Source organism: Pseudarthrobacter sp. GQ63, from assembly GCF_059758765.1.
Genome location: NZ_JCAXEF010000003.1, coordinates 208633 through 231434 on the forward strand (window position 1 = coordinate 208633; position 22802 = coordinate 231434).

Annotated in this window: 24 protein-coding genes and 1 riboswitch; of the genes, 14 read left to right on the forward strand and 10 right to left on the reverse strand. The window is 68.4% G+C overall.

Annotated elements, in window-relative coordinates:
- Nucleotides 1-21: 21 nt before the first annotated feature.
- The 6 genes from AC6CHP_RS08180 to AC6CHP_RS08205 all read right to left on the reverse strand — a co-directional run bounded on the left by AC6CHP_RS08180 (nt 22) and on the right by AC6CHP_RS08205 (nt 4453).
- Nucleotides 22-1014 carry an aldo/keto reductase gene (locus tag AC6CHP_RS08180; protein ID WP_377192791.1) on the reverse strand — a complete coding sequence of 331 codons (993 nt, stop codon included), beginning with the start codon at nt 1012-1014 and terminating at the stop codon, nt 22-24.
- Nucleotides 1015-1078: 64 nt separating this feature from the next.
- Nucleotides 1079-1717, reverse strand: a complete 639-nt coding sequence (locus AC6CHP_RS08185) for a nucleoside/nucleotide kinase family protein (RefSeq protein WP_377192789.1) — start codon at nt 1715-1717, stop codon at nt 1079-1081.
- 24 nt (nt 1718-1741) lie between these two features.
- Entirely contained in the window at nt 1742-2110 is a 369-nt protein-coding gene (locus AC6CHP_RS08190; RefSeq protein WP_188731276.1) for a DMT family transporter, read from the reverse strand.
- Nucleotides 2110-2433, reverse strand: a complete 324-nt coding sequence (locus AC6CHP_RS08195) for a DMT family transporter (RefSeq protein WP_377192787.1) — start codon at nt 2431-2433, stop codon at nt 2110-2112. The genes AC6CHP_RS08190 and AC6CHP_RS08195 overlap by 1 nt, the downstream gene beginning before the upstream one ends.
- A gap of 9 nt (nt 2434-2442) precedes the next feature.
- Nucleotides 2443-2508, reverse strand: a riboswitch (guanidine-III (ykkC-III) riboswitch).
- A gap of 146 nt (nt 2509-2654) precedes the next feature.
- Nucleotides 2655-3185, reverse strand: coding sequence for a ferritin (locus AC6CHP_RS08200; protein WP_188731281.1), 531 nt, complete (start codon nt 3183-3185; stop codon nt 2655-2657).
- 86 nt (nt 3186-3271) lie between these two features.
- Nucleotides 3272-4453 carry an ROK family transcriptional regulator gene (locus tag AC6CHP_RS08205; protein ID WP_377192785.1) on the reverse strand — a complete coding sequence of 394 codons (1182 nt, stop codon included), beginning with the start codon at nt 4451-4453 and terminating at the stop codon, nt 3272-3274.
- Between the two features lie 127 nt (nt 4454-4580).
- On the opposite strand from AC6CHP_RS08205, the gene AC6CHP_RS08210 reads away from it, so the two are divergent.
- The 6 genes from AC6CHP_RS08210 to AC6CHP_RS08235 are packed head-to-tail and all read left to right on the forward strand — an operon-like array spanning nt 4581 to nt 11524.
- Nucleotides 4581-5912, forward strand: a complete 1332-nt coding sequence (locus tag AC6CHP_RS08210; protein WP_377192783.1) for an ABC transporter substrate-binding protein — start codon at nt 4581-4583, stop codon at nt 5910-5912.
- Nucleotides 5912-6826: a carbohydrate ABC transporter permease gene (locus tag AC6CHP_RS08215; protein WP_219816813.1), complete on the forward strand. Its 915-nt coding sequence runs from the start codon at nt 5912-5914 to the stop codon at nt 6824-6826. The genes AC6CHP_RS08210 and AC6CHP_RS08215 overlap by 1 nt, the downstream gene beginning before the upstream one ends.
- Nucleotides 6823-7707: a carbohydrate ABC transporter permease gene (locus tag AC6CHP_RS08220; protein ID WP_104186465.1), complete on the forward strand. Its 885-nt coding sequence runs from the start codon at nt 6823-6825 to the stop codon at nt 7705-7707. Before AC6CHP_RS08215 ends, AC6CHP_RS08220 begins: the two co-directional genes overlap by 4 nt.
- Before the next feature lie 23 nt (nt 7708-7730).
- Nucleotides 7731-8819 (forward strand): ABC transporter ATP-binding protein, encoded by a 1089-nt coding sequence (locus tag AC6CHP_RS08225; protein WP_498229079.1) that lies wholly within the window; start codon nt 7731-7733, stop codon nt 8817-8819.
- On the forward strand, nt 8816-10180 hold the full coding sequence (ggh, locus tag AC6CHP_RS08230; protein ID WP_498229081.1) for a glucosylglycerate hydrolase: 1365 nt from the start codon (nt 8816-8818) through the stop codon (nt 10178-10180). Before AC6CHP_RS08225 ends, ggh begins: the two co-directional genes overlap by 4 nt.
- Before the next feature lie 3 nt (nt 10181-10183).
- Complete coding sequence (locus tag AC6CHP_RS08235; RefSeq protein WP_498229083.1) at nt 10184-11524, forward strand: Gfo/Idh/MocA family protein; 1341 nt, start codon at nt 10184-10186, stop codon at nt 11522-11524.
- Here the strand turns inward: AC6CHP_RS08235 and AC6CHP_RS08240 are convergent.
- Entirely contained in the window at nt 11514-12149 is a 636-nt protein-coding gene (locus AC6CHP_RS08240) for a HutD/Ves family protein (RefSeq protein ID WP_498229085.1), read from the reverse strand. The two genes, AC6CHP_RS08235 and AC6CHP_RS08240, sit on opposite strands and share 11 nt — an antisense overlap.
- Nucleotides 12150-12268: 119 nt before the next feature.
- On the opposite strand from AC6CHP_RS08240, the gene AC6CHP_RS08245 reads away from it, so the two are divergent.
- Complete coding sequence (locus tag AC6CHP_RS08245; protein ID WP_104186461.1) at nt 12269-12880, forward strand: phosphoribosylanthranilate isomerase; 612 nt, start codon at nt 12269-12271, stop codon at nt 12878-12880.
- A 99-nt stretch (nt 12881-12979) separates the two neighbouring features.
- Nucleotides 12980-13381 carry a YccF domain-containing protein gene (locus tag AC6CHP_RS08250; protein WP_104186460.1) on the forward strand — a complete coding sequence of 134 codons (402 nt, stop codon included), beginning with the start codon at nt 12980-12982 and terminating at the stop codon, nt 13379-13381.
- 77 nt (nt 13382-13458) lie between these two features.
- Here the strand turns inward: AC6CHP_RS08250 and AC6CHP_RS08255 are convergent, their stop codons facing one another.
- Together AC6CHP_RS08255 and AC6CHP_RS08260 are read right to left on the reverse strand one after the other, a co-directional pair.
- The gene (locus AC6CHP_RS08255) at nt 13459-14268 is read right to left on the reverse strand and encodes a 2-phosphosulfolactate phosphatase (protein WP_498229088.1); all 810 of its coding nucleotides are present in this window, start codon (nt 14266-14268) and stop codon (nt 13459-13461) included.
- On the reverse strand, nt 14265-15134 hold the full coding sequence (locus tag AC6CHP_RS08260) for a DUF4031 domain-containing protein (protein WP_498229090.1): 870 nt from the start codon (nt 15132-15134) through the stop codon (nt 14265-14267). The genes AC6CHP_RS08255 and AC6CHP_RS08260 overlap by 4 nt, the downstream gene beginning before the upstream one ends.
- A 255-nt stretch (nt 15135-15389) precedes the next feature.
- Here AC6CHP_RS08260 and AC6CHP_RS08265 point away from each other — a divergent pair, with 255 nt between their 5' ends.
- From AC6CHP_RS08265 to clpB, 5 genes are all read left to right on the forward strand, one after another.
- Nucleotides 15390-15797 carry a TOBE domain-containing protein gene (locus tag AC6CHP_RS08265; protein ID WP_174175169.1) on the forward strand — a complete coding sequence of 136 codons (408 nt, stop codon included), beginning with the start codon at nt 15390-15392 and terminating at the stop codon, nt 15795-15797.
- 41 nt (nt 15798-15838) lie between these two features.
- Entirely contained in the window at nt 15839-16576 is a 738-nt protein-coding gene (modA, locus tag AC6CHP_RS08270; RefSeq protein ID WP_498229301.1) for a molybdate ABC transporter substrate-binding protein, read from the forward strand.
- A gap of 25 nt (nt 16577-16601) precedes the next feature.
- On the forward strand, nt 16602-17483 hold the full coding sequence (locus tag AC6CHP_RS08275; RefSeq protein WP_498229092.1) for an ABC transporter permease: 882 nt from the start codon (nt 16602-16604) through the stop codon (nt 17481-17483).
- Nucleotides 17480-18526, forward strand: a complete 1047-nt coding sequence (locus tag AC6CHP_RS08280) for a sulfate/molybdate ABC transporter ATP-binding protein (RefSeq protein ID WP_498229094.1) — start codon at nt 17480-17482, stop codon at nt 18524-18526. The genes AC6CHP_RS08275 and AC6CHP_RS08280 overlap by 4 nt, the downstream gene beginning before the upstream one ends.
- Nucleotides 18527-18745: 219 nt before the next feature.
- Nucleotides 18746-21391, forward strand: a complete 2646-nt coding sequence (clpB, locus tag AC6CHP_RS08285) for an ATP-dependent chaperone ClpB (RefSeq protein ID WP_498229096.1) — start codon at nt 18746-18748, stop codon at nt 21389-21391.
- A 48-nt stretch (nt 21392-21439) separates the two neighbouring features.
- Here clpB and AC6CHP_RS08290 read toward each other — a convergent pair whose 3' ends face one another.
- On the reverse strand, nt 21440-22099 hold the full coding sequence (locus AC6CHP_RS08290; RefSeq protein ID WP_188731300.1) for a septum formation family protein: 660 nt from the start codon (nt 22097-22099) through the stop codon (nt 21440-21442).
- Nucleotides 22100-22369: 270 nt separating this feature from the next.
- Between AC6CHP_RS08290 and AC6CHP_RS08295 the strand changes: the two genes are divergently transcribed.
- The gene (locus AC6CHP_RS08295) at nt 22370-22603 is read left to right on the forward strand and encodes a DUF3073 domain-containing protein (protein ID WP_050053419.1); all 234 of its coding nucleotides are present in this window, start codon (nt 22370-22372) and stop codon (nt 22601-22603) included.
- Nucleotides 22604-22802 lie beyond the last annotated feature (199 nt).

Consider the following 22802-nt stretch of genomic DNA (forward strand, 5'->3'; position numbering starts at 1 on the left):
CCTTCGGCGTCGTGTGATGCTTTATTCGCGCCCTTCGGACACAAAGCTGGGGTCGGCTGAGCGGGAACCGACGACGGCGTCCGACGCTTCGCCGAGCGCGTCCAGGTGCGCCGGGGTCAGTTCCAGGTCCAGGGCGCCGAGGTTCTCGTCAATCCGGTGGGCTTTGCGGGTGCCGGGGATGGGGACGACGGGCAGCCCCAGCCTCCTGCCCTGGGCGAGCAGCCAGGCGAGCGCAACCTGCGCGGGTGTCGCGCCCAGGCTGTCCGCCACGGCCTGCACCGTGTCCACCACTGCCTGGTTGGCGCCGGCAGCATCGGGGGCGAACCGGGGGATCCGGCGGCGGAAGTCCTTCTCGCCCAGGCTGGAGGCGTCGACGGTGCCGGTGAGGAATCCCCGGCCCAGCGGCGAGTACGGCACAAAACCGGTTCCCAGGGCGGCAGCAGCAGGAACGACGTTGCGTTCCACGTCGCGGCTCCAGATGGACCACTCGCTCTGGACCGCCGCGATGGGGTGCACGGCGCTGGCTTCCTCCAGCTCCCGGGCCGTCACTTCGGACAGCCCCAGGTGCCTGATCTTGCCCTGCTGTACCAGCTCCGCCATGGCCTGGACGGTTTCCGCCAGGGGAACGCGGAGGTCGCGGCGGTGCATGTAGTAGAGATCGATCACGTCTGTGCCCAGCCGGTGCAGGCTGCGGTCCACGGCCTGGCGGATGTAGGCGGCGTCGCCGCGGATATCCGTGTAGCCGTCCGCCGGCGTGCCCACCAGCCCGAACTTGGTGGCCAGCTGGACCTCGTCCCGCCGCTCCTTCAGCAGCTTCGCGATCAGTTCCTCGTTGCTGCCCCCGCCGTAGATGTCCGCAGTGTCGATGAAGGTGACACCGGAGTCGACGGCGTGGTGCAGCGTGCGGAGCGCGTCCTCCTGGTCCACCTCCCCATACACGGGTGTCAGGGCCATGCCGCCGAAGCCGAGCGGGCTGACGTTGAGCCCGACTCCGAGGTTTACCACGTGTGCCATCAGTTCTCCTGTTTCTTCGCCATGACCGGCGCTGTTTCGAGATGCCGTTGGTAGTGGCAACCCCTTAGTGCCAGGGAATAATCCTGCTGGCCGCCGGACGGGTGGCCTCGATCAGCGCGGCGTTGGCCTGGTCCGGGCCGGCTGCCCAGGCTTCCGCCGCGGCCCGTTCCATTCCGAACGAGATGTGCCGTTCCACCAGCCGGTTCAGCCGCAGCGTTGGGGGAACATCAACAAACCAGACCTCGTCCAGCTGCGCCCGGATGTCCTTCCAGGGTTCCTGCTCGAACAACAGGTAGTTGCCTTCCGTGATCACCAGGGAAACTTCCGCGGGGATGGCGATGGACGCCGCCACAGGTTCATCGAGGGTGCGGCGGAACTCCGGCGCGTAGACCACTGCCTCGTCCCGCCGCACCAGCCGGCGCAGCAGCGAAAGGTACCCGCCGGCGTCGAACGTGTCGATGGCACCCTTGCGCTGCCGCAGCGGCGTGCCCTCAATGATGGCGTTGCCCAGGTGGAAGCCGTCCATGGGCACCACCACCGCCTGCCCGGGCCCGAACTGCTGCTGCAGCCAGGCAGCGAACGTGGACTTGCCGGCGCCCGGCGCACCCGCGATGCCCAGCAGTATCCGCCGCCCGCCGCCCGGGGCGCTACGCAAGGCATCGCGCAGTCCGGCGACAGCTGCGGCGATCTCGGGGGAGTCCATGGCAAAAGCCTAGACTGCCCGCCCTCAGCGGTGCGCAGGTTCGGCAGCCGGCTGGTCCCTTTCGGCCGGCAGCGCCTTAAGGCCGGCGGCGCAGCCAACGATCCCGGCAATGAACACAACCTTCAGCACGCTGAACGGCTCCACGCCGGTGGCCATCGCCCAGCCCACCGTCAGCGCGGCGCCGATGCCCACCCACACGGCGTAGGCGCTGCCCAGCGGGATGGTGCGGATGGCCCAGCCCAGGCCCAGCATGCTCAGGGTGGCCGTCACGGCGAAAACAAGGGTGGGGACGGGCCGGCTGAAGCCGTCGGACAGTCCCAGCGCGGTGGCCCACACGGCTTCGAGGACGGCCGAGGCCAGCAGCACCAGCCAGGGAAGTGATCGCCGCAGCATTACGCCACCACCTTCAGGCCAACCACGCACACAGCGATGCCGGACAGCAGGAGGAGGCGCGCCGCCGTCGGGCGTTCCGCCTTGGTGACGATGGCGTAGGCGGAAGTCAGCACCACGCCCACCCCAACCCAGACCGCGTAGGCGGTGCCGGTGGGGATGGACTGCATTGCGATGGCAAGGCCGCCCGTGCTCGCGGCGACGGAGACCAGGAAAAGTGCGGCCGGGGCGAGGCGCTGCCGCCCGGAAGCCTGGAAGGCGCGGTGCAGGGATGCGGCCCAGACGGCCTCGAGCGCACCGGAGAGAAGAAGTATTAACCACGACATGGCAGATCCTTTGGCCAGTCTTGTCGCGTTCCGGGTACTGAACCGTCGTCCGGAGGCTCAGGTGCGGAGCCTTGGTTTCCAGAATAGCAACGCGCGACGGCGTCGGGCTCGTTTGGTGCCCAACCTCACCACCGCCTGCTCCACCCAACTAGGTAGCAGCAGATGCTCTTTTGGCGGCTCAATCCGACATCTGCTGCGACCCAGTTGGGCCGGGCGGGGGGTTAGAGCGCCCCGCCGGCAGCCTCGGGGGCGGAGGAGTCCCGGCCGCCGTCGCCGATGGTTTCGCGGGCAATGAAGTTTTCGATGTCGAACAGGTTGTCCGCGCGCTCTGCGATGTTCACCAGGGTGGTCATGGACGCCACTTCCTCCACCTGCTCCTTCAGGAACCACAGCATGAACTGCTCGCCCAGGGCATCGTTTTCGCTGCGGGCGGCCCGGAACAGGTCCTCGATGTTGCGGGTGACTTCCCTCTCCTGCTGCAAGGCCAGGGCCAGGGGCTCGGTGACGGAGGCGAAGTCGTTGCGGACAGCCGGAACGCCGGGAATGGTGAAGGGGATGTCCCGGTCAAGCATGTACTGCACCATCATCATGGCGTGGTTCCGTTCCTCCACGGACTGGCGGTAGAAGTAGCGCGCCAGCTGGGGGAGGTCCTGGTTGGCGAACCAGGTGGCCACGGCAATGTACTGCTGCGACGCGGTGAACTCGTTGCCGATCTGGGTGGACAGGAGCGCATTGAACGATGAAGTGGTCATAGCCCGAGTCTAGGGACGGCCCGGGGGAGCCACCAGTGTGGAAAGGCTCTGCTTCTGCAAGGCAAGGCTGCCCTGTGGCACTTTGCTCAGCCGGCCCGCTGCGCCAGCAGCTGTTCCACCCGCTCCGGCGCGTAAAGGCTCTCTTCAACGAGCTTGCACAACCCGACGGCCGTGGCCGTCCGGCTGTCCGCGGAGACAACCTCAAGGTCCACCAGGGACGGTTCAAAGGCGTCGTCGAGGATCTGCTGCCGGCAGGCTCCCAGGAAATCCGGCAGCACGCCCACCAGTCCGCCCACGGCGATCCGGCCGGGATTCAGCGTCCCCACCGTCGCTGCGAGCGCGCGTCCCAGCACCCGCCCGGCTTCCGTGACGGCGGAGCGTACGGCGGGATCGCTGCCGCACGCGTCAACGAGCTGGCGCAGGGTGCCGTAGCGGGCAAGTTCCGGTTCCGCGAGGAGCGCGCGTCCTGACGCCGCGGCCGCGAGGCAGCCGTCCCTGCCGCAGCGGCAGCGGCGTCCCGCGGCCTCGGGAATCCGCACGTGCCCGATGTCCCCGGCGGCACCGTGGGCGCCGCGGACCAGGGCGCCCCGCACAATGATGCCGGAGCCGACGCCGGTGCTGACCTTCACTGCCACGAGGGACTCGAGCGGCTCCCGGACCTCGCCGACGGCCATCGAGCGGGCGTCATTTTCCAGCAGGACCGGGCAGTCCAGCCTCGCCTCCATGACGTCCTGCAGGCGCTGCAGGTCCCAGTGGGCCAGGACGGTGCGTTCCAGGCCCAGCCGGTGGAGGGGGTCCACCGGGGCCGGCAGCCCCACCCCTGCTCCTACCGGCTGCCGCCCGTCGAGGAGCCGCAGGGACTCTTCGATGACAGTGCCGGCCACGCCTTCCTGGGGCTGGCTGATCTTGATGGGCAGCCGGGCGGAGGCCACGATATCCCGGCCCAGGGACAGGAGGTGGATGCTGGCGTGGGTGTGCCCGATCTCGATCGCCAGGACCAGCTTGTTGCGGTCATCGAAGCGGAGGGCCCGGGGCGGCCTGCCGCGCTGGGAGCGCAGCGGCGTGGATTCGTAGACCAGGCCCGCAGCGAAGAGAGCGTCCAGCCGCTCATAAAGGGTGGACCGGGCCATTCCCGTGATATCCAGCAGGTCCGCCCGGCTGTATCCGGCCGGGCTTGAGCGCAGGAGCTGGAGGACGTGGCCGGCGCTGGTGGCGGGCCCCACGGGAGGTTGGCCTGAGCCCCCGACGAGCGTCCTCTGCTGGGTCATCCTGCCCGCTTCCTTTGCATGTGTGGCCTGCCCGCGCCGCGGGCTGGCCATTGACGTGGTCTAGATCACACAATTATGATCGATCATCAGACAAAAATACTATCTGCCCTTGCAGCAGGAGGTTCCAATGTCGGATCTTGCCCACCGTGACCTCAGCCGGCGGACCTTGCTCAAGGGAGGGTTGATGGCCCTGGCCACCGGCCCCCTGCTGGCAGCCTGCGGCGTGAACACCAGCGGGAGCGGAGGGGAAGGCTCCGTCAACTTCCTTTCCACCCAGTTCTCCCCCGTGGAGGAGCGGCAGAGATATGAAGCCACGCTGAAGAAGTTCGCCGGTGACATCCAGGTGGCCTACAACCCCGTGGACACCGGCATCTTCAACACCACCCTGAAGTCCCAGCTCGCCGCCGGAAAGGTTGAGATAGGCATCGCAGCGGGCCTGCACAGCGACCTCATCCCCTTCGCGTCCCAGTTCGAGGACCTCAGCTCCCTGACCAACGACCTTTCGTCTGCCGGCTTCTCCGACGACCTGCTGGAGCTGGCGAAGCTCGGAACGGATTCTCCCCGGTACATCCCCTGGATCCAGGCGACCTATGTGGTGGCGGTCAACAAGAAGGCGCTGGATTGGCTGCCCTCGGGCGCCGACGTCAACAACCTGACCTACGAGAACTTCCTGGCGTGGGCCCAGGCAGCCAAGGCGGCGAACGGCGGGCGTCCGGTATTCGGCATTCCGGCCGGGCCGAAGGGCCTCCACCACCGCTTCTACCAGGGCTTCCTCCTCCCCAGCTTCACCGGCGGGCAGATCACCACGTTCCGCAATGACGATGCCGTCACCGCCTGGACCTACATGCGTGACCTGTGGGCCAACATGAATCCGGCCTCCGCAAATTACGACTTCATGCAGGAACCGCTGGGCAACGGGGAAGTCCTGGTGGCATGGGACCATGTGGCACGCCTCATCAACGCGGTCCAGGACAAGCCTGACGACTGGCTGATGGTGCCCGCCCCGTCCGGCCCGAAGGGCAAGGGCTACCTGCTCGTCGTCGGCGGCATGGCCGTGCCCCAGGGTTCGCCGGAAAAGGACAAGGCCTTCGAGCTGATCAAGGCGCTGTCAAAGCCGGAGGCGCAAATCGAGACGCTGAAGTCCAACGCGTTCTTCCCGGTGGTGGAGGCGGATATCGGAAGCGACCTGCCGGGCGGCATCGCCCTGGAGGCCAAGGCCGTCAAGGCGCAGCAGGAAGCCCCGGACGCCATCCTCGCGCTCCCGCCCGTGGGGCTGGGCGACAAGGACCCGCAGGTCTCCCAGCTGTTCAAGAACTGCTTCCAGGAGATCTGCCTGAACAACGCAGACGTCAGGGCGACGCTGGACCGCCAGGGGGCGGAGTTGGCCAGCATCATGGACACGCTGAATGTTCCCTGCTGGGCCCCGGACCCCGACGCTGACCAGTGCAGGGTTGCGTGATGGCTTCCCCGGACGCACCCGCTGCCGCAAGGCCCCGGCCCCGGCCCGCCAGGCCGCGCGGCCGGCCGCCGCGGAGGAGCGGAACGTCGGCGGCAATGCTGCTGATTGCCCCGTCCATCGTCTTTATGACCCTGCTGTTCGGCTGGCCAATGGTCAGCGGCATCCTCCAGGCGTTCGGCGGCCCGGAAGGACTGACGACGGCGAACTTCACCCGGATGGCGCAGGACCCCTATTTCTGGTCTTCTGTGGGCAACACCCTGCTGCTGATCGTGGTGATGATTCCGATCCAGTTCGTCCTGGCGCTGGCCATGGCCCTGCTGATCCGGGCCAAACCGCGCGGATCCTCGGTGTACTTCTATATCTGGGCCATCCCCCTGGCGGTCAGCGACCTTGCCGCCGGCCTGGTCTGGCTGACGGTCTTCACGGACCGCGGGTACCTGAACTCCGTGCTCGCCTCCGTGGGCCTTGAGCCTGTCTCGTGGCTCGCCTACGACAACTACGCATCCATGTTCATGGCCGTGCTGATCGCGGAAGTCTGGCGGGCAACGTCGCTGGTGTTCGTGATCGTCGTCGCCGGGCTGCAGTCCATCCCCAAGGACTATGAGGAGGCGGCCGGCGTTTTCGGGGCCGGCTTCTGGGACCGGCTGTGGCACGTGACCCTGCCGCTGCTGCGGCCCAGCCTCCAGACCGCCCTGATCCTGCGGACCATCCTGGCCTTCCAGACCTTCGCGGTGGCACTGGCCCTCACCGGACAGAACTTCCCGCTGGTGGTCGGCGAGACTTACCGCTGGTACACCGGGCTGCAGGACGCCAACGTGGCGTCGGCCCTGGCCCTGGTGGTGATGGCAGTTTCCATGGTCACCGCCGTCGGATACCTCAAGCTCCTGAAAGACCAGTCGGAGGCCCCGCGATGAGCCACGCCACCACCAACAAGGCAACGGCCCCGGCAGACCGCCCGGCGCCGGAGGTGGACCGCAGGCCGCTGGCAAAGCGGCGGCGGAACCGGATCCTGCTCCAGGTGGGCTGCATCCTCATCACGCTTTTCATGGCGCTGCCGATCTACCTGATCGCCCTGTCCGCCACCTCCAGCAGGGCGGCCCTGCAGGATTTCCCGCTGAGCTTCATCCCGAACAATTTCTCCCTTGAGACCATGCAGACGTTCCTGCAGTCCACGGGCATCCTGGGCGGCCTCATCAACTCCGTCCAGGTGGGCATCTTCACCCTCCTGCTGTCCCTGATCATCGGCGTCCCGGCCGGTTACGCGGTGGCGCGTTTTGCCTTCCCCGGCAGGGACCCGTACCAGCTCTTCCTGCTCTTCACCCGGGCCCTGCCCATCGTGGTGCTTTCCGTGCCGCTGGCGCAGCTCTTCCTCCAGACCGGGCTGTACGACAGCGTCCTGGCCGTCGTCCTGCTCCACACAGCACTGGCACTGCCCACCACCATCCTGATCACCTCCTCGGTGTTCCTGGGCGTGCCGCGCGACGTTGAGGAAGCCGCCCGGATCTTCGGCTGCAGCCCGGTGCAGGCCTTCATCAAGGTGGTGATGCCCATGGCCATTCCGGGCATTGCCGCGGCCTCGATCTTCACCTTCGTGATGTCCTGGAACGAGGTGCTGGGCGCGTCGATCCTTACGCTGAACCAGCGCACCCTGCCGGCCCAGGTCCTCAGTTCCCTCGCCGAGTCACCGCTGGCCTACCGGTTTGCCGGCGGCTTCCTGCTGGTGATTCCGGCACTGATCTTCATCTTCTTCATGCGCCGCTACCTCACCAACATGTGGGGCTCCACCATCCGCTGAGTGCGTTCCAGAGAGGCTGTTCCATGGCTGACATCTCGATCAAGGGTCTCAAAAAGACCTACCCGGGCAGCACCGAGCTGGCCACCAACAACGTTTCCCTTGATGTGGCCGAGGGCGAGTTCATGGTGCTCCTGGGGCCTTCGGGCTGCGGAAAGACCACCCTGCTGCGCATGGTGGCCGGATTGGACTTCCCGGACGAGGGAAGCATCTCCATCGGCGGCAGGGACGTGACCTACCTGCCGCCGCAGGACCGGAACCTGTCCATGGTGTTCCAGTCCTACGCTGTCTTCCCGCACCGGAAAGTCCGCACCAACATCGCGTTCGGCCTGGTCATGAAGAAGGTTCCCAAGGACGAACTGGAAAAGAAGGTCGCGTGGGCGGCGGACCTGCTCCAGCTGACCCCCTACCTGGACCGGTACCCCGCCCAGCTGTCGGGCGGGCAGCGGCAGCGCGTCGCCGTCGCACGCGCCATCGTTATGGACGCCGACGTGCTGCTCATGGACGAGCCCTTGTCCAACCTTGACGCGCTTCTGCGCCTCGACTTCCGGGCGGAGCTGAAGAAGATCGTCCAGCAGCTGGGCTCCACCACCCTCTACGTGACCCACGACCAGGTGGAGGCCATGAGCCTTTCGGACCGGGTCGCCGTGATGAAGAAGGGGCAGATCGCCCAGCTGGGCCATCCCATCACGGTTTATGAGGAGCCCGCCGACCGGTTCGTGGGAGGGTTCATCGGCTCACCGCCCATGAACTTCCTGGAGGGCCGCGTCACCCAGCACGGCGCCCTGGAAGTCGCCGGCCAAAGCACCGAGGCCCCTGAATTCCTGGCCCGCTCCGCAGCCCGGTCCGGCGGCCTCCCCGTGATGGTCGGAATCCGGGCGGAGAACATCTACCTCGAGGACCGCGGCACGCCGGGCACTCTGGACGCCACCGTGGAAGTGGTGGAACCGCTGGGCCACGCCACGCTGCTGACCGTGGACCTGGGCGGGCAGACCATCAAAGTGCAGGTGGCCTCCACCGTGCGCGTCTCCTCAGGAGAAAAGGTGGGGCTGCGCTTCGACCAGGCCGCCATCCGGTTCTTCGATACGGAAACCCAGCTTGGACTCACGGCATGAGCCACGCGCCGGAGGGTAACAGCGACGACAGCTTTCCCATCCGCACCCTTGGGGAGCTGGGGAGCCGGGCAAGGGACGTCCTGGCGGCCAACGACATCGGCACGATGGTGACGGCGGCGCCGAACCTGTACCCGCACATGTGGAGCTGGGATGCCGCCTTCGTGGCCACCGGCCTCTCCACCGTGAGCGTGGCCCGCGCCCTGCAGGAGCTGGACTACCTGGTGGCCGCGCAGTGGAAGAGCGGAATGATCCCGCACATCGTGTTCTCCGACGTCCCTGGCTACTTCCCCGACGTGGACCGGTGGGGGACCCGCGGCGTTTCGCCGGAGGGCGTGCAGTCCAGCGGCATCTGCCAGCCGCCGGTCCACGCCACCATGCTGCGCCGCATCGTGGAACGGGCGACGGCGGCCGGCGGCGAGGATGCCAGGCTCGCGGAGGATTTCACCCGGCGGACCCTGCCGCACTGGATCGACTGGCACGCCTGGCTGCGGAGCGCCCGCGGCGGGGACGGCTCGGGCCTGCTCACCATCTACCACGGCTGGGAGTCCGGGATGGACAACTCGCCGCGCTTCGACGGCCCGTACTCCAGGGTCCAGCCCGGCGACATGGAGCCGTTTGTCCGCACGGACACACTCAAGGTCACGGACCACAGCCAGCGTCCCAGCGACGAGGAGTACAGCCGCTACCTGTGGCTGGTGCAGCAGATGGCCGACGTGGGATTCGACGACGCCCGGCTGCCCGGGGTGATGTCCTTCCAGGTCAAGGATGTCTTCATGTCGGCGATCTTTGCCGCGGCCAGCGAGGACCTCGCCGTGCTGGCTGAACAGTTCGGCCTGCCCGAGGAAGCGCCCCAGCTGCGGCAGTGGGCCAGGGAATTCCGCGACGGCGTCGACGCGACCGTGGATGCGGAGACGGGACTTGCGCGGGACAGGGACGTGCTGGCGGGCGAATGGATCGGACCGCCCACCATCGCCGGGTTCGCGCCCCTGGTTTCCACCGCGGACCAGGCCCTCCTCGACAGGCAGCTTGAGATCTTCGAAGGGCCGGACTGGACCGGAGACCCGCGCCTGGCCTTCCCGCTGCCGGCCTCCACCTCCACCACGTACGAAGGATTGAAGCCCCGCCAGTACTGGCGGGGGCCGGTGTGGCCGGTGATGAACTGGTACCTGGCCCACTGCCTGCGCAGGCGCGGCGACGGGAAGCGATACGGCCAGTTGCGCGAGGCCTCCCTGGCGCAGCTGATGGAGGGCCACTTCGGTGAGTACTACGAGCCCTTCACCGGTGAACCGCTGGGCAGCATGGACCAGTCATGGACAGCGGCCGTGGCGCTGGAATGGCTTGCCGATCCCGGGAACGGCTGATCCGTGGGCGCCCTGCCGCCGGGCCTCCCCGCACACGACGACGGCGCCGCCAGCAAGCACGCAGGCCCGGTGCGCCTCCTCATCGCCGGCGCCGGAGCCAGGGGCGCCGCCTATGCCCGGCTCGCCGCTGCCACCGGCCGGGCCACCGTGGTGGGCCTTGCCGAGCCGCGCGCCGAGCTGCGCGGCCCACTGGCGAAGGAACTCGGCGTCCCGGACAGCGGGGTTTTCGACAACTGGCAGGCGATGCTGGCCGGCCGCCTGCCCGCCGACGGCATCATCATCGCCACACCGGACCGTGAACATGCGGGCCCCTTCGCAGCAGCCGCAGCCCACGGCTACCCAATCCTCCTGGAAAAGCCCGTCGCCGTCGACCCCGCCGGCTGCGCCGAACTTGACCGCCTCAGCCGTGAAACCGGCACCAGGGCAACGGTGTGCCACGTACTGCGCTACACCCCGCTGACCGCACTGCTCAAGCAACTCCTGGCCGGCGGAGCGGTAGGCCGGATCATCTCCGTCCAGCACCTGGAGCCCGTTGGTTTCTGGCACTTCGCGCATTCCTACGTCCGCGGGAACTGGCGCCGCGAGGAAAACTCAAGTCCGTTCCTGCTGGCCAAGTGCACGCACGACGTCGACTGGCTCTCCTTCATCATCGGCAGCAGGCCCCTGCGGGTATCCTCCTTCGGGCAGCTGGCCCACTTCCGTCCCGAGGGGGCACCGGAAGGCGCAACCCGGCGCTGCATCGACTGCCCGGCTGAACCACGCTGCCCCTACTCCGCGCTGAAGATCTACGGCGCCGGGCGGCCACCGAACGGCGGCAGGCCGGACCCGGCACGGGCGTACTTCGCCGACGTCGTGGATCCTGGCGGCACCCCCGAATCACTGCTGCACGCCCTGGCCACGGGACCCTACGGCCGCTGCGTCTATTTCTCGGACAACGACGTCGTGGACCACCAGGTGGTGAACATCGAATACGAGGACGGCACAACCGCCGCGTTCACCGCCACGGCCTTCACCGCCGCAGGCCCCCGGCGGACCCGCATCTTCGGCAGCCACGGCGAGATCACCATCGAAGCCGGAGCCATCTCCGTCTACGACTTCCTGACCGGAACAACAACTGTCCACCCCGTGGCCGCTGCCGTCCCGCAGGTCCGGGGCGAAAAGCACGAGGGCGGCGACCGCGGCCTCATCTCCGCCTGGGTTGCCGCGCTCGCCGGCGGGGACTGGTCGGGGGTGGTGTCCGGACTGGACGAGTCCCTGGTCAGCCACGCCGCCGTCTTCGCCGCCGAGGAAGCGCGCCGGAACAATGCCGTAGTGGACGTCGGGCGCTTCAGCCTCAGCCAGTAACCTCATCGATGGACAAAACGGCCAGGAAGCCGCGGCCCAGGATCTCCGGGGAACCGCTATCCGAGCCCACCACGGCGTCGTAGCGGTCCAGGGCCACCGGCCCAGGCGCTCCGGACCCGGCTGCAGCGGCCGCGGCAGCGGCAGGGGCAGCAGGGGCAGAGACCGTGGCCTGGCCCTGCAGCAGGACGCCCAACTGGCCGGCGAAAAGGGGGTGGGCGCGTTTCTTCGAGAGCTCGATGATGGATGCAAAGCCCTTGTACTTCCCTGCCCGGGTTATGACGTTGAGGTTGCGGACGTCCCCCGTGGGGAGGGCGCAGGTGGTGTCGGCCCCGCCGGGGAACCGGAACGGGCGGTACTTTTCGAGGGGATGTTCAGCACCATCCACGGTGAGCAGCAGGAGCTCGCCCTCAACCACCGTGAGCACCCGCTCCATTCCGGGAAACGGCGAGAAGTCCCCGGCTTTGCTGACCTCGGCGATGCTGACCCGCCAGTCCCACCCGTCGTCATGTCCGGAGGCGCCGTGTTGTCCGGAGGCGGCGCCGGAGTGGCCCGCGATCTGGCGTGTTACCCCGCCGCCGTTGCGCCACGGTTCGGATTTAAGGTCGGCAAAGCGGATGATCTCCATCTGTTCAGCCTAGTTGCCCGCGCAGGGCGGGGTGCAGGCGGCAGGTGTCGGCAGCTCCCATCCTTCCCTGCTACTCTCCTCCGGGGGGACAACACGAAAACAGCCTGAAGGAGCCGGGAATGTTCGTCAAAGTGTGTGGTCTCAGCACGCCAGAATCTGTCCGTGAAGCGGTGGACGCCGGAGCGGATGCGGTGGGTTTCGTCCTCACCGCCAGCCCCCGCGTGGTTTCGCCCTCGCAGGCATCGGCCCTGCTGGCAGAGGTCCCGGAAAGGGTTCTGCCGATCGGCGTTTTCCGCGACGAGCCCGTTGTTGACGCCGTGGCCATTGCCCGCGCCGCCGGGCTGGAATGGATCCAGCTGCACGGCACGCGCACCCGCGGGGACGTTGCCACCGTGCACGACGCCGGGATGAAGCTGGTCAGGGCCGTCACCTTGAGTGCCACGCCCGAGGAGCTGGAGGACTGGGGCGAGGACCTGCTCCTGATCGACGCCGCCGTTCCCGGTTCGGGCGAGGCCTGGGACTACGGTTCGGTGGCCGGCCTCCCTGCCCTGCAGGGACGCAGCTGGCTGCTGGCCGGCGGCCTGGACCCGGAGAACGTGGGGAAGGCATCAGCTGCCGCCCACGCCTGGGGAGTGGACGTTTCCTCCGGTGTTGAGGCATCCCGCGGCGTCAAGGACCTGGCCAAGGTCCGCGCGTTCGTGCATGCGGCGAAAGCCGAGTCCACGGTTTAGGCGGCACCGCGGTTGAGGCGGCACATCGGGAGCCGGTTCAGGGGCCTCTCAGGGAAGCCCCTGAGCTGTTTGCCGGCGGACGCGGGGGACAATGGATGAATGAAGACACTGCTCAACATCATCTGGCTGGTTTTTGGCGGGTTCTGGCTCGCGCTCGGATATTTCGCGGCCGGTGTCATCTGCTGCCTGCTGGTCATCACCATCCCGTGGGGCATCGCCTCGTTCCGGATCGCCGCCTACACCCTCTGGCCCTTCGGCCGCACCGTGGTGGACAAGCCCGGCGGCACCGGCGTCTTCCCGCTGCTGGGCAACGTGATCTGGCTCCTGGTGGCAGGCGTCTGGATCGCGATCGGGCACGTGGTCACCGCTTTCGCCATGGCGGTCACCATCATCGGCATCCCGCTGGCCATCGCCAACCTGAAGCTCATTCCGGTGTCCCTGATGCCGCTGGGCAAGCAGATCGTGCCCACCAGCCAGCCGTTCGTCTCCACCTACCGGTAGGCGGGAGCTGCCGGCCATTTTGCCTGCCGGCCTGGGCACCAGCCTCCGTGTAGAGGCCAGCCCGCTGACCGCACCGGTCAGCGCGGACTGAACACCCCGTTGACCAGGAGGGCCACGGCGTCGCTGTCGTCCAGTTCGGCGGCGATATCGACGTCCGCCCCGTAGCCGCCGCCGGCCAGCTCGCGGCCGCTGGAACAGGCGTGGAGCATCTCGCGGAGGCGCGGCTCGGCGGCTTCAAAGGCGGCCATGGCCGCTACAGCCTCCGGCGAGTAGCCGTGCCGGCCGTCCTCCGGCTCGTACCCGCCCTTGCCCGCGGCCACCAGGCCGGCGATGAACGCGCCCGCGCCGATCTGGTCCTCCACGGCGGGCCGGAGTCCGCCGCCGGGCCAGCGCTCGCCGGCGGCAATCACTGCGATGACGGCATCCGCGGGGAGGCTGGCGGCCACCCACTCGGCGGTGGCGGCAGCGTTGCGGAGGCTCACGGCGGCCACCAGGGGGACCTCGCGGGCCAGCTCGTGGCAGAGCGCGGAGCCGTTGGGTGACGGCAGGACCACCCGGTCCAGGGATGCCGCGGCCCGGAAGCTTGCGGGGGAGAGGCTGAGTCCGCCCCCGTCGCGGGGACCTGCCAGATGTGCGCCGTGGCGCGCGGCGAAGTCCTCAGCGCCGGTGTCCTTCCAGGGAAAGGGGAAAACTTCCGCTCCGCGGTCCAGGGCGATGCTGACGCAGGTGCTGAAGGACAGGACGTCCACCACGACGGCAAGGTCCGCGCCGGACGCTACTGTCCTGGCGCCGTCGAGCCCCCACTCCATCCGGACGGCGGAGGGCAGCTGCCGGTGCGCGGCGCTTGCCGTCATGGTGTGGCGCGGGTTGGAGGTGGATGCGTTCACGCCAGTTCGCCTTTCAAGTTGCGGTGCGCGGCGTCCAGCCACAGCTCCCGTGCCCTGCCGCTGTGGAACAGCGGGTCCAGTTCCTGCAGGCGGCGCACGACGGCGGTGCGCCCGGCGGCGAAGTCGGCGTCGCCAATGTGCGCGTAATCCTGGCGGACGGCCGCAACGTACCGCGCGTACTCCCCAGGTTCCCCGCCGAGGACGGAGAGGTCGGCGTCGCAGAGGAGCGCGCCGTCGTCGTCCCCTTGTTCCGGGCGGTGGTCCGAAGTCAGCCGGACCAGCCGCCCCACCTCGTACGCCTCCGCTTCCGGAAGGCCTGCTGCCTGCAGCCGCTCTTCGGCGAGGCGGGCGGACTCCTCCTCGTCCTGGCCGGCCACCCCGCGGTAGACGGCGTCGTGGAACCAGGCCGCCAGCAGGACCGTGCGCGGCGGATCGGCAGGATCGGTGAGCAGGTCGAGGGATTCAAGGACGGACAGCAGGTGGGTGCAGCCGTGGTACCGGCGGTGCGGCTCGCTCCAGCGGTCCAGGAGGTCCAGGAAGAGGGCGTCGTGGCCGGGCATCACGGTGTTCCAGCGGTTCAGCAGCGGAACCTTTAACGACTTGTTGCGCCGGCGGGCGGGGATGCGGAGGCCGCTGGCGATCAGCGTGCGGACCAGGATCCGGGCTTCGACCGGAACGGCACCGGCAGCCACCAGGTCATCGAAGCGGCGCTCCGGGACGTCGTAATGGTCGCCGTCGAACGCCCGCTCGGGGATGCCCGCCGCGGCTGCGAACAGGTGCAGCTCCTCCAGCGACTCATCCGAAACGAGGTGGGAGAAGTGGGTTCCGTGCGCAGGCCACAGCGGCGGGTCGATGAAGATGGCCATGGGGGAAGTCTAATTGGGCCCGAACCCGCGGAGGGGGTGCGCTCCCGCCCGGTTACGTGGTGGCGGCGGCCGGTTTCCGCACCGACCCGCCGGCAGCTCCGGCGTGTCCGGGCGGGCAACCGGGCAGGAGCGCACGCCGGGCCGGAACCAGGCACAAACCGAGCGCCCACCGGGGTGGCGCCCACTGCCTCAAGCTCTCCGGAAATGCGGCAGCAGGGGGCGCTTTCATCCGTATCTGCGGATTAGACTGATGGCATGAACATTATCCGCGTGGCCGAGGCGGCCCGGTTCCTGGGCGTCAGCGACGATACCGTCCGGCGCTGGACAGAGAACGGGAGCCTCACCCCGGTAAAGGACGACGCCGGCCGGCTGGCAGTCGACGGGCTGGAGCTGGCCCTGCATGCGCAGAAACTCGCGCAGCTTCCGGATGATCCCCACCGCACGGGCAGCTCGGCCCGCAACCGGTTCGTGGGCCTGGTCACCAACATCACCGCGGACAAGGTCATGGCCCAGGTGGAACTGCAGTGCGGGCCGTTCCGTGTGGTGTCGCTGATGAGCAGCGAGGCCGTGCGGGAGCTGGGGCTGGAACCGGGTTCCGTGGCCACCGCAGTGGTCAAAGCCACCACGGTGATCATCGAAACGCCCCGGGGCAAGGCGCTGTGACGGGGAAACAAAGACTGACGGCGCTGCTGCTGGCGGTACTGATGACCGCTTCGCTGGCCGCGTGCACCGGCAAGGGTGACGCGGATGCCGGCAGTGGCAGCAGCACACTGACCGTGTTCGCCGCAGCCTCCCTCAAAAGCAGCTTCACCGAACTCGCCGAACGCTTCGAAGCGGAAAACCCCGGCACCACCGTCAGCCTCAGCTTCGCGGGATCAGCGGACCTGGCCACCCAGCTCAGCCAGGGAGCGCCCGCGGACGTGTTTGCGTCCGCGGACGCCGGCACCATGGCCAAGGTGCAGGAGGCCGGCCTGGTGGACGGCGGACCGCGCGACTTTGCCACCAACACCCTGGCCATCGCAGTCCCGCCAGGAAACCCGGCAGGCATCCGCTCCTTCGCGGACCTGGCCAAAACCGGTATCAAACTCGTGGCCTGTGCCCCGCAAGTGCCCTGCGGGGCGGCCGCCGCCAGGGTGGCGGACAGTACCGGTACCGTGCTCAGCCCGGTCAGCGAGGAAAACTCCGTGACGGACGTCCTGGGCAAAGTCATCTCCGGTGAAGCGGATGCAGGGCTCGTGTATGTCACGGACGTCCGGTCAGCCGGCGCCCGGGTGGAGGGCATCCCCTTCGCGGAGGCAGGAGCCGCAGTGAACCCGTACCCTGCCGCCGTGCTGGCCGGCAGCAGCAATAAAGCCGCAGCGGGCAGGTTTTTGGACCTTCTGGCCGGCCCCGAAGGCCAGGAGGTCCTGGCGGCGGCCGGCTTTGGGCCGGGCCCCGCGTGATGCGCATCCACGGGGCGGGCGCCAGGTGACCGGCGGGCACGCGCGCCGCCAGGCGTACACCGGCGTTCCCCGCTGGCTGTATGGGCTCGCAGTCCTGGCCGCCCTGGTGGTGGTCCTCCCGCTCGTTGCGATGGTGGCGCGGGTCAACTGGGCCAACTTCATTCCGCTGGTCACGTCCGCGCCGGCACTGGCGGCGCTGGGCCTGAGCCTGCGTACGGCGGCGGCCAGCACTGCCCTCTGCATTGTGCTTGGGGTACCGCTCGCGGTGGTCCTGGCCCGGGGCAGGTTTCCGCTGCTGGGGCTCCTGCGCTCGCTGGTGTTGCTGCCCCTGGTCCTGCCGCCGGTGGTTGGCGGCATTGCCCTCCTGTACACGTTCGGCCGGCAGGGACTCCTGGGCGGGGCGATCGAGGTGCTGGGACTGCAGATCGCGTTTTCCACCACCGCCGTGGTGCTGGCCCAGACGTTTGTGGCCCTGCCGTTCCTGGTGGTGAGCCTCGAAGGTGCCCTCCGGACCGGCGGCCAGAGGTACGAGGCCGTGGCCGCGACGCTGGGGGCAACGCCGGGAACCGTCTTCCGGCGCGTCACGCTCCCGCTGGTCTTGCCGGGGCTGGCATCCGGGGCGGTCCTTTCCTTCGCCCGGAGCCTCGGGGAGTTCGGCGCCACGCTTACGTTCGCCGGCAGCCTGCAGGGGGTAACCCGGACACTGCCGCTCGAAATCTACCTGCAGCGCGAGACCGACCCGGACGCCGCCGTCGCGCTTTCCCTGGTACTGGTGGCCGTGGCCGCCGCGGTGGTGGCCCTTGCCTACCGGCGCTCCGGCGGCAGGGGCCCGGATGGGAAAGCCAGGAAGCAGGCTTCGGGCGAGCGGCCGACGACGGCTGCCGGGGCAGGCGGTGCCCTCACGTGACGTTCTCGTTCCAGGCAGCCGTGGCAGAGCGCGGTTTCGACGTTGCCCTGTCGCTGGGCGCCACGGAAACTGTGGCCGTGATGGGTCCCAACGGCGCCGGCAAGTCAACCCTGCTCTCCGTCATCGCCGGGCTTGTACGGCCGGACAGGGGGCGGGCCGAGCTGAACGGCCGGACTCTGTTCCACCTGGGGGACGGGGAGAAGCGGTGGGCCGCCCCCCACCACCGCGGGACGGCGCTGCTGGCCCAGGAGCCGCTGCTCTTTCCGCATCTCACCGCGGCTGACAACGTGGCTTTCGGGCCGCGGAGCGCCGGGACGCCGAGGCGCCAGGCTATGCAGCAGGCGGTGCGGTGGCTGGACGATGTTGAAGCCGGGGACCTGGCGGGCCGCCGTCCAGCCGAACTGTCCGGCGGGCAGGCGCAGCGCGTGGCGGTGGCCCGGGCGCTCGCCGCGGATCCCGGGCTCCTCCTCCTGGACGAGCCGATGGCGGCGCTGGACATCCATTCCGCCCCTCTGCTCCGGCGCCTGCTCAAGCGGGTCCTGGCGGACCGGCCGGCCATCATCATCACCCATGACGTCCTGGATGCCCTGATGCTTGCCGACAGGGTGGTCATCCTGGAGAACGGCCGGATTGCTGAGGAAGGCCCCACCCGGCAGGTCCTGCACAAGCCGCGCAGCGCGTTCGCCGCCGGGCTGGCGGGACTCAACTTTGTGGTGGGAACCTCCGCCGGTGACGGCATCCTGGCCACCCGCGGGCATATTGCCGGCCACAGCGAGGACCCCGTCCCCGCCGGCCGTCCCGCGGTGGCCGTGTTCCCGCCGTCGGCCGTTTCTGTATTCCTCACCGACGCGCACGGCAGCCCCCGGAACTCCTTCGCAGTGGCCATTACGGACCTGGAACCCCATGGGGACCAGATCCGCGTGCGGGGCGGCGGGCTGGCGGCTGACATCACGCCGGCCGCCTTGGCGGACCTCGGGCTGGTCCCGGGGATGACGGTGCACCTTGTGGTCAAGGCCGCAGCAGTGTCCGTCTACCCGCTGTAGGACTATCCGCAGCGGGGTTGTCCTGCAGCGGGACTGTCCTAGGGGCTGTCCTACAACGGGGGCGAAGCACCCGCCCCGCTGAAATAGGGTCTGTCGCCCCTGTCGCCGGCCGCGTAGAGCTGTTTCGCTGTAGGCAAACAGTCATCAGGAACGGCGCAAAACCAAAGTTGAGCGTAGTAGACTCAAGTTAATAAAAACCGCCCCCGGAAGGAGCTCTCTTTGGACGTCAAATTCACCACCAAGAGCCAGGAGGCTCTCTCGGCTGCGGCCATGAACGCCTCCACGGCCGGAAATCCCCAGGTTGAGCCGGCCCACCTGCTCAAGGCGCTGATGGACCAGCGCGAAGGCGTCGCCGTGGCGCTGCTCCGCGCCACGGGTGCGGACCCGGACTCCGTCAGCGTCCAGGCGAGCAGCGCCATCAAGGCACTCCCGGCCACCTCCGGCGGATCCAGCCAGCAGGCGCAGCTCTCCCGCCCCGCACTGCAGGCCATCCAGAACGCCAAGGAGGAAGCGGACCGGCTGGGCGATACCTTCGTCTCCACCGAGGTCCTCCTCCTGGGCCTCTCGGCCGGCAACGATGCCGCGGCGCGCCTGCTGCGCGACGCCGGTGCCTCCCATGAAGCGCTGCTCGCCGCCCTGCCGGGTGTCCGCGGCGACGGGAAGGTCACCAGCCCGGATCCGGAGAACACGTTCCAGTCCCTGGAAAAGTTCGGCACGGACCTGACCGCCATGGCCCGCTCCGGCAAGCTTGATCCCGTGATCGGACGGGACGCCGAAATCCGCCGGATTGTCCAGGTCCTGAGCCGCCGCACCAAGAACAACCCCGTGATCATCGGTGAGCCCGGCGTCGGCAAGACCGCCGTGGTGGAGGGCCTGGCCCAGCGCATCGTGGCCGGGGACGTGCCGGAAAGCCTCCGCGGCAAGACCCTCATCGCCCTGGACCTCGCATCCATGGTGGCGGGCGCCAAGTACCGCGGCGAGTTCGAGGAGCGGCTCAAGGCTGTCCTGGAGGAGATCAAGAACTCCGAGGGCCAGATCGTCACGTTCATCGACGAGATCCACACCGTGGTGGGTGCCGGCGCCACCGGCGACTCATCCATGGACGCCGGCAACATGCTCAAGCCCATGCTGGCCCGCGGTGAGCTGCGGCTGATCGGTGCCACCACCCTGGACGAGTACCGGGAGAATATCGAAAAGGACCCGGCGCTGGAGCGCAGGTTCCAGCAGGTGTATGTGGGCGAGCCGAGCGTGGAGGACACCATCGGCATCCTCCGCGGCCTGAAGGAGCGCTACGAGGCGCACCACAAGGTGACCATCGCGGACGCCGCGCTGGTGGCTGCCGCCACGCTGTCCAACCGCTACATTTCCGGCCGGCAGCTGCCGGACAAGGCGATCGACCTGGTGGACGAGGCCGCGTCCCGGCTCCGCATGGAGATCGACTCGGCGCCCGAGGAAATCGACCAGCTGCAGCGGCTGGTGGACCGGCTCACCATGGAGGAGCTGGCCCTCCAGGACGAAAAGGACGCCGCGTCCATTGAGCGGCTGGCCGCACTCCGGGCGGACAAGGCGGACAAGGAAGAGGAACTGAACGCGCTTAAGGCGCGCTGGGAAGCCGAAAAGGCAGGCCTCAACCGGGTGGGCGATCTCAAGGCAAAGCTGGATGAACGGCGCAGCGCCTATGACAAGGCCGCCCGCGAAGGTGACCTGGAAACAGCCTCGCGCATCCTCTACGGCGAGATCCCCGCCCTGGAACGCGAGCTGAACGCTGCCGCGGAAGCCGAGGCCGCCGTCGTGGACAAATCCACGCAGATGGTTGCCGAGCAGGTAACCGCTGACGACATCGCCGAGGTCATCTCCGCCTGGACCGGCATCCCGGCCGGGCGCATGCTGCAGGGCGAGAGCCAGAAGCTGCTCCATATGGAGGAGGAACTGGGCAAGCGGCTGATCGGCCAGACGAAGGCGGTCACGGCGGTCTCCGACGCCGTCCGGCGCGCGCGGGCCGGCATCAGCGACCCCAACCGTCCTACCGGATCGTTCCTCTTCCTGGGGCCCACCGGCGTCGGAAAGACGGAGCTGGCCAAGGCGCTGGCGGACTTCCTCTTCGACGACGAACGCGCCATGGTGCGCATCGACATGTCCGAGTACGGGGAGAAGCACTCCGTGGCCCGGCTGGTGGGTGCGCCTCCGGGGTACGTGGGCTACGAGGAAGGCGGCCAGCTCACCGAAGCCGTCCGCCGCCGCCCGTACTCCGTTGTGCTCCTGGACGAGGTGGAGAAAGCCCACCCCGAGGTCTTCGACATCCTCCTGCAGGTGCTCGACGACGGCCGGCTCACCGACGGGCAGGGCCGCACCGTGGACTTCCGCAATGTCATCCTGGTGTTGACCTCCAACCTGGGCAGCCAGTTCCTGGTGGACCAGACCCTGGATCCGGACGCCAAGCGGAACGCCGTCATGGCCTCCGTCAATGCGTCCTTCAAGCCCGAGTTCCTGAACCGGCTGGATGAGGTGGTGCTGTTCGACGCCCTCACCGTTGAAGAGCTGGCGCACATTGTGGAACTGCACGTGGACGAACTGGGGCGCAGGCTCCGCGACCGCCGCCTGACGCTCGAGGTCACGGAAGGTGCGCGGGCCTGGCTGGCCCTCTCCGGGTTCGATCCCGCCTACGGTGCCCGGCCCCTGCGCCGGCTGGTGCAGCGCGAGATCGGCGACCGCCTGGCGAAAGCCATCCTGGCCGGCGATATCAGCGACGGCGACACGGTGCTGGTGGACACGGCCGCGGACGTCGGAGAACTCACCGCGGCCGGAACCGACCTCCCGGCGGCGGAGGGTCGCAGCAGCGGACTCTCTGTCCGCCGGAAGGACTAGGGGCGGCCGGAAAACAACAGGCAGGGTGCTGCCCTGGCGGCGTGGCCGCTAGGGCAGCACGCTTGCGTTGATCACGTTCCCGCCGGGGGCCGTCACGTAGCAGTCCACCCTGCGGTCACCGGATTCCCAGCTGGTGGTGCTCGGGAAGCTGCGCTCGTAGTTGAGGTCGTAGTCGTTGGCTGCCGGGCCCAGCCTGGCGGCCTGGCACGCTTCCAGCGCCTTGGCCTTCAGTGCCTCGGCGCCGGGGTAGGAATCACCCTCCGGGTACCGGAACAATGCCACGAGCTGGGCCGAGTGCCCGGTATCGCAGGCCACCACGGTGGATGCCAGTGCCTCGGGGTCGAAATCCTTGAAGCAGTCGCCCAGCGCGAAGTCGGCGGGCGCCACCCCCTCGCGGGGCAGTGGCAGCGCCGTGGCGGGCGGCGCTACCGTGGTTTCCAGCACCCCCGCAGCACCACTTCCGGAAGCGCCCGGTTCCTGGTTTGAGTCCAGCCACAGGGCAAGCCACACCAGGGAACCGACGACGGCCAGCAGCACAACAACGAACACTGCAATCCACAGCGTCCGCCCGTTGACCCTTCCGGAATGCGCTGCGTCCTCCGGTTCCATGCGGGGGTGCAGGACCGGTTCGGCCGCGGGTGCAGGCACGCGCGGCAGGCCGGCGGCGGGTGGCGAGGCCGGCCTGGGCGGGACGTCCTGGTGGTTCACGTGGTGCATCCTCCTGGTTCTCTGCGCAGCGGCGGGCCGGCCCGCTGTCCATATCAACAGATGTTTTAGCGACTCTACCGAAGAAAAAAGCGGGAAACCCGCGGTTTGGCGCCCTGATGGTAACCCAGGCCACCCCAGGGCGCCGCGCGTGGCAAGCGGGGGCAGTCGAAAGCATGTAATCTAGGTGTACGACAAATTGACCAAACATTCCGGGGCCTCACCTACGCCAAGGTGACCACCTCCGGTCCAAGTACAAAAGGGGGTCACGCCATGGGGCGCGGCCGTCAAAAGGCAAAAGCTACCAAGCAGGCTCGGGATATCAAGTACTACTCCCCGAACACTGACTATTCGGCACTTCAGCGTGAGCTGACGGGTCCGGGCAGTCGTGCCACGAGCCATTATGCGAATGAGCCAGTCGAACCTGACTATTCGGCTTATGTGGATAAGTACGCGGATGATTTGGAAGAAGACGACGACGAGGTAGACACCCGTCGGATCGGCTAGTTGTCTCAAGGTGCTGCTGCCATAACGGGGCAGTCCTGGTGACGCCGCAGCACCAGTGGACCCAATGCATGGATCCTGGTCTTTGGACCAGTGCAGCGCTTCTTTTCGGCCCCCCGGTCCCACTGGACCGCAGGGGCTGACTTCAGTTATTGGGCCCGCTGCCCGCACCGGAAACGGCGCAGGCAGCGGGCTTTCTGCT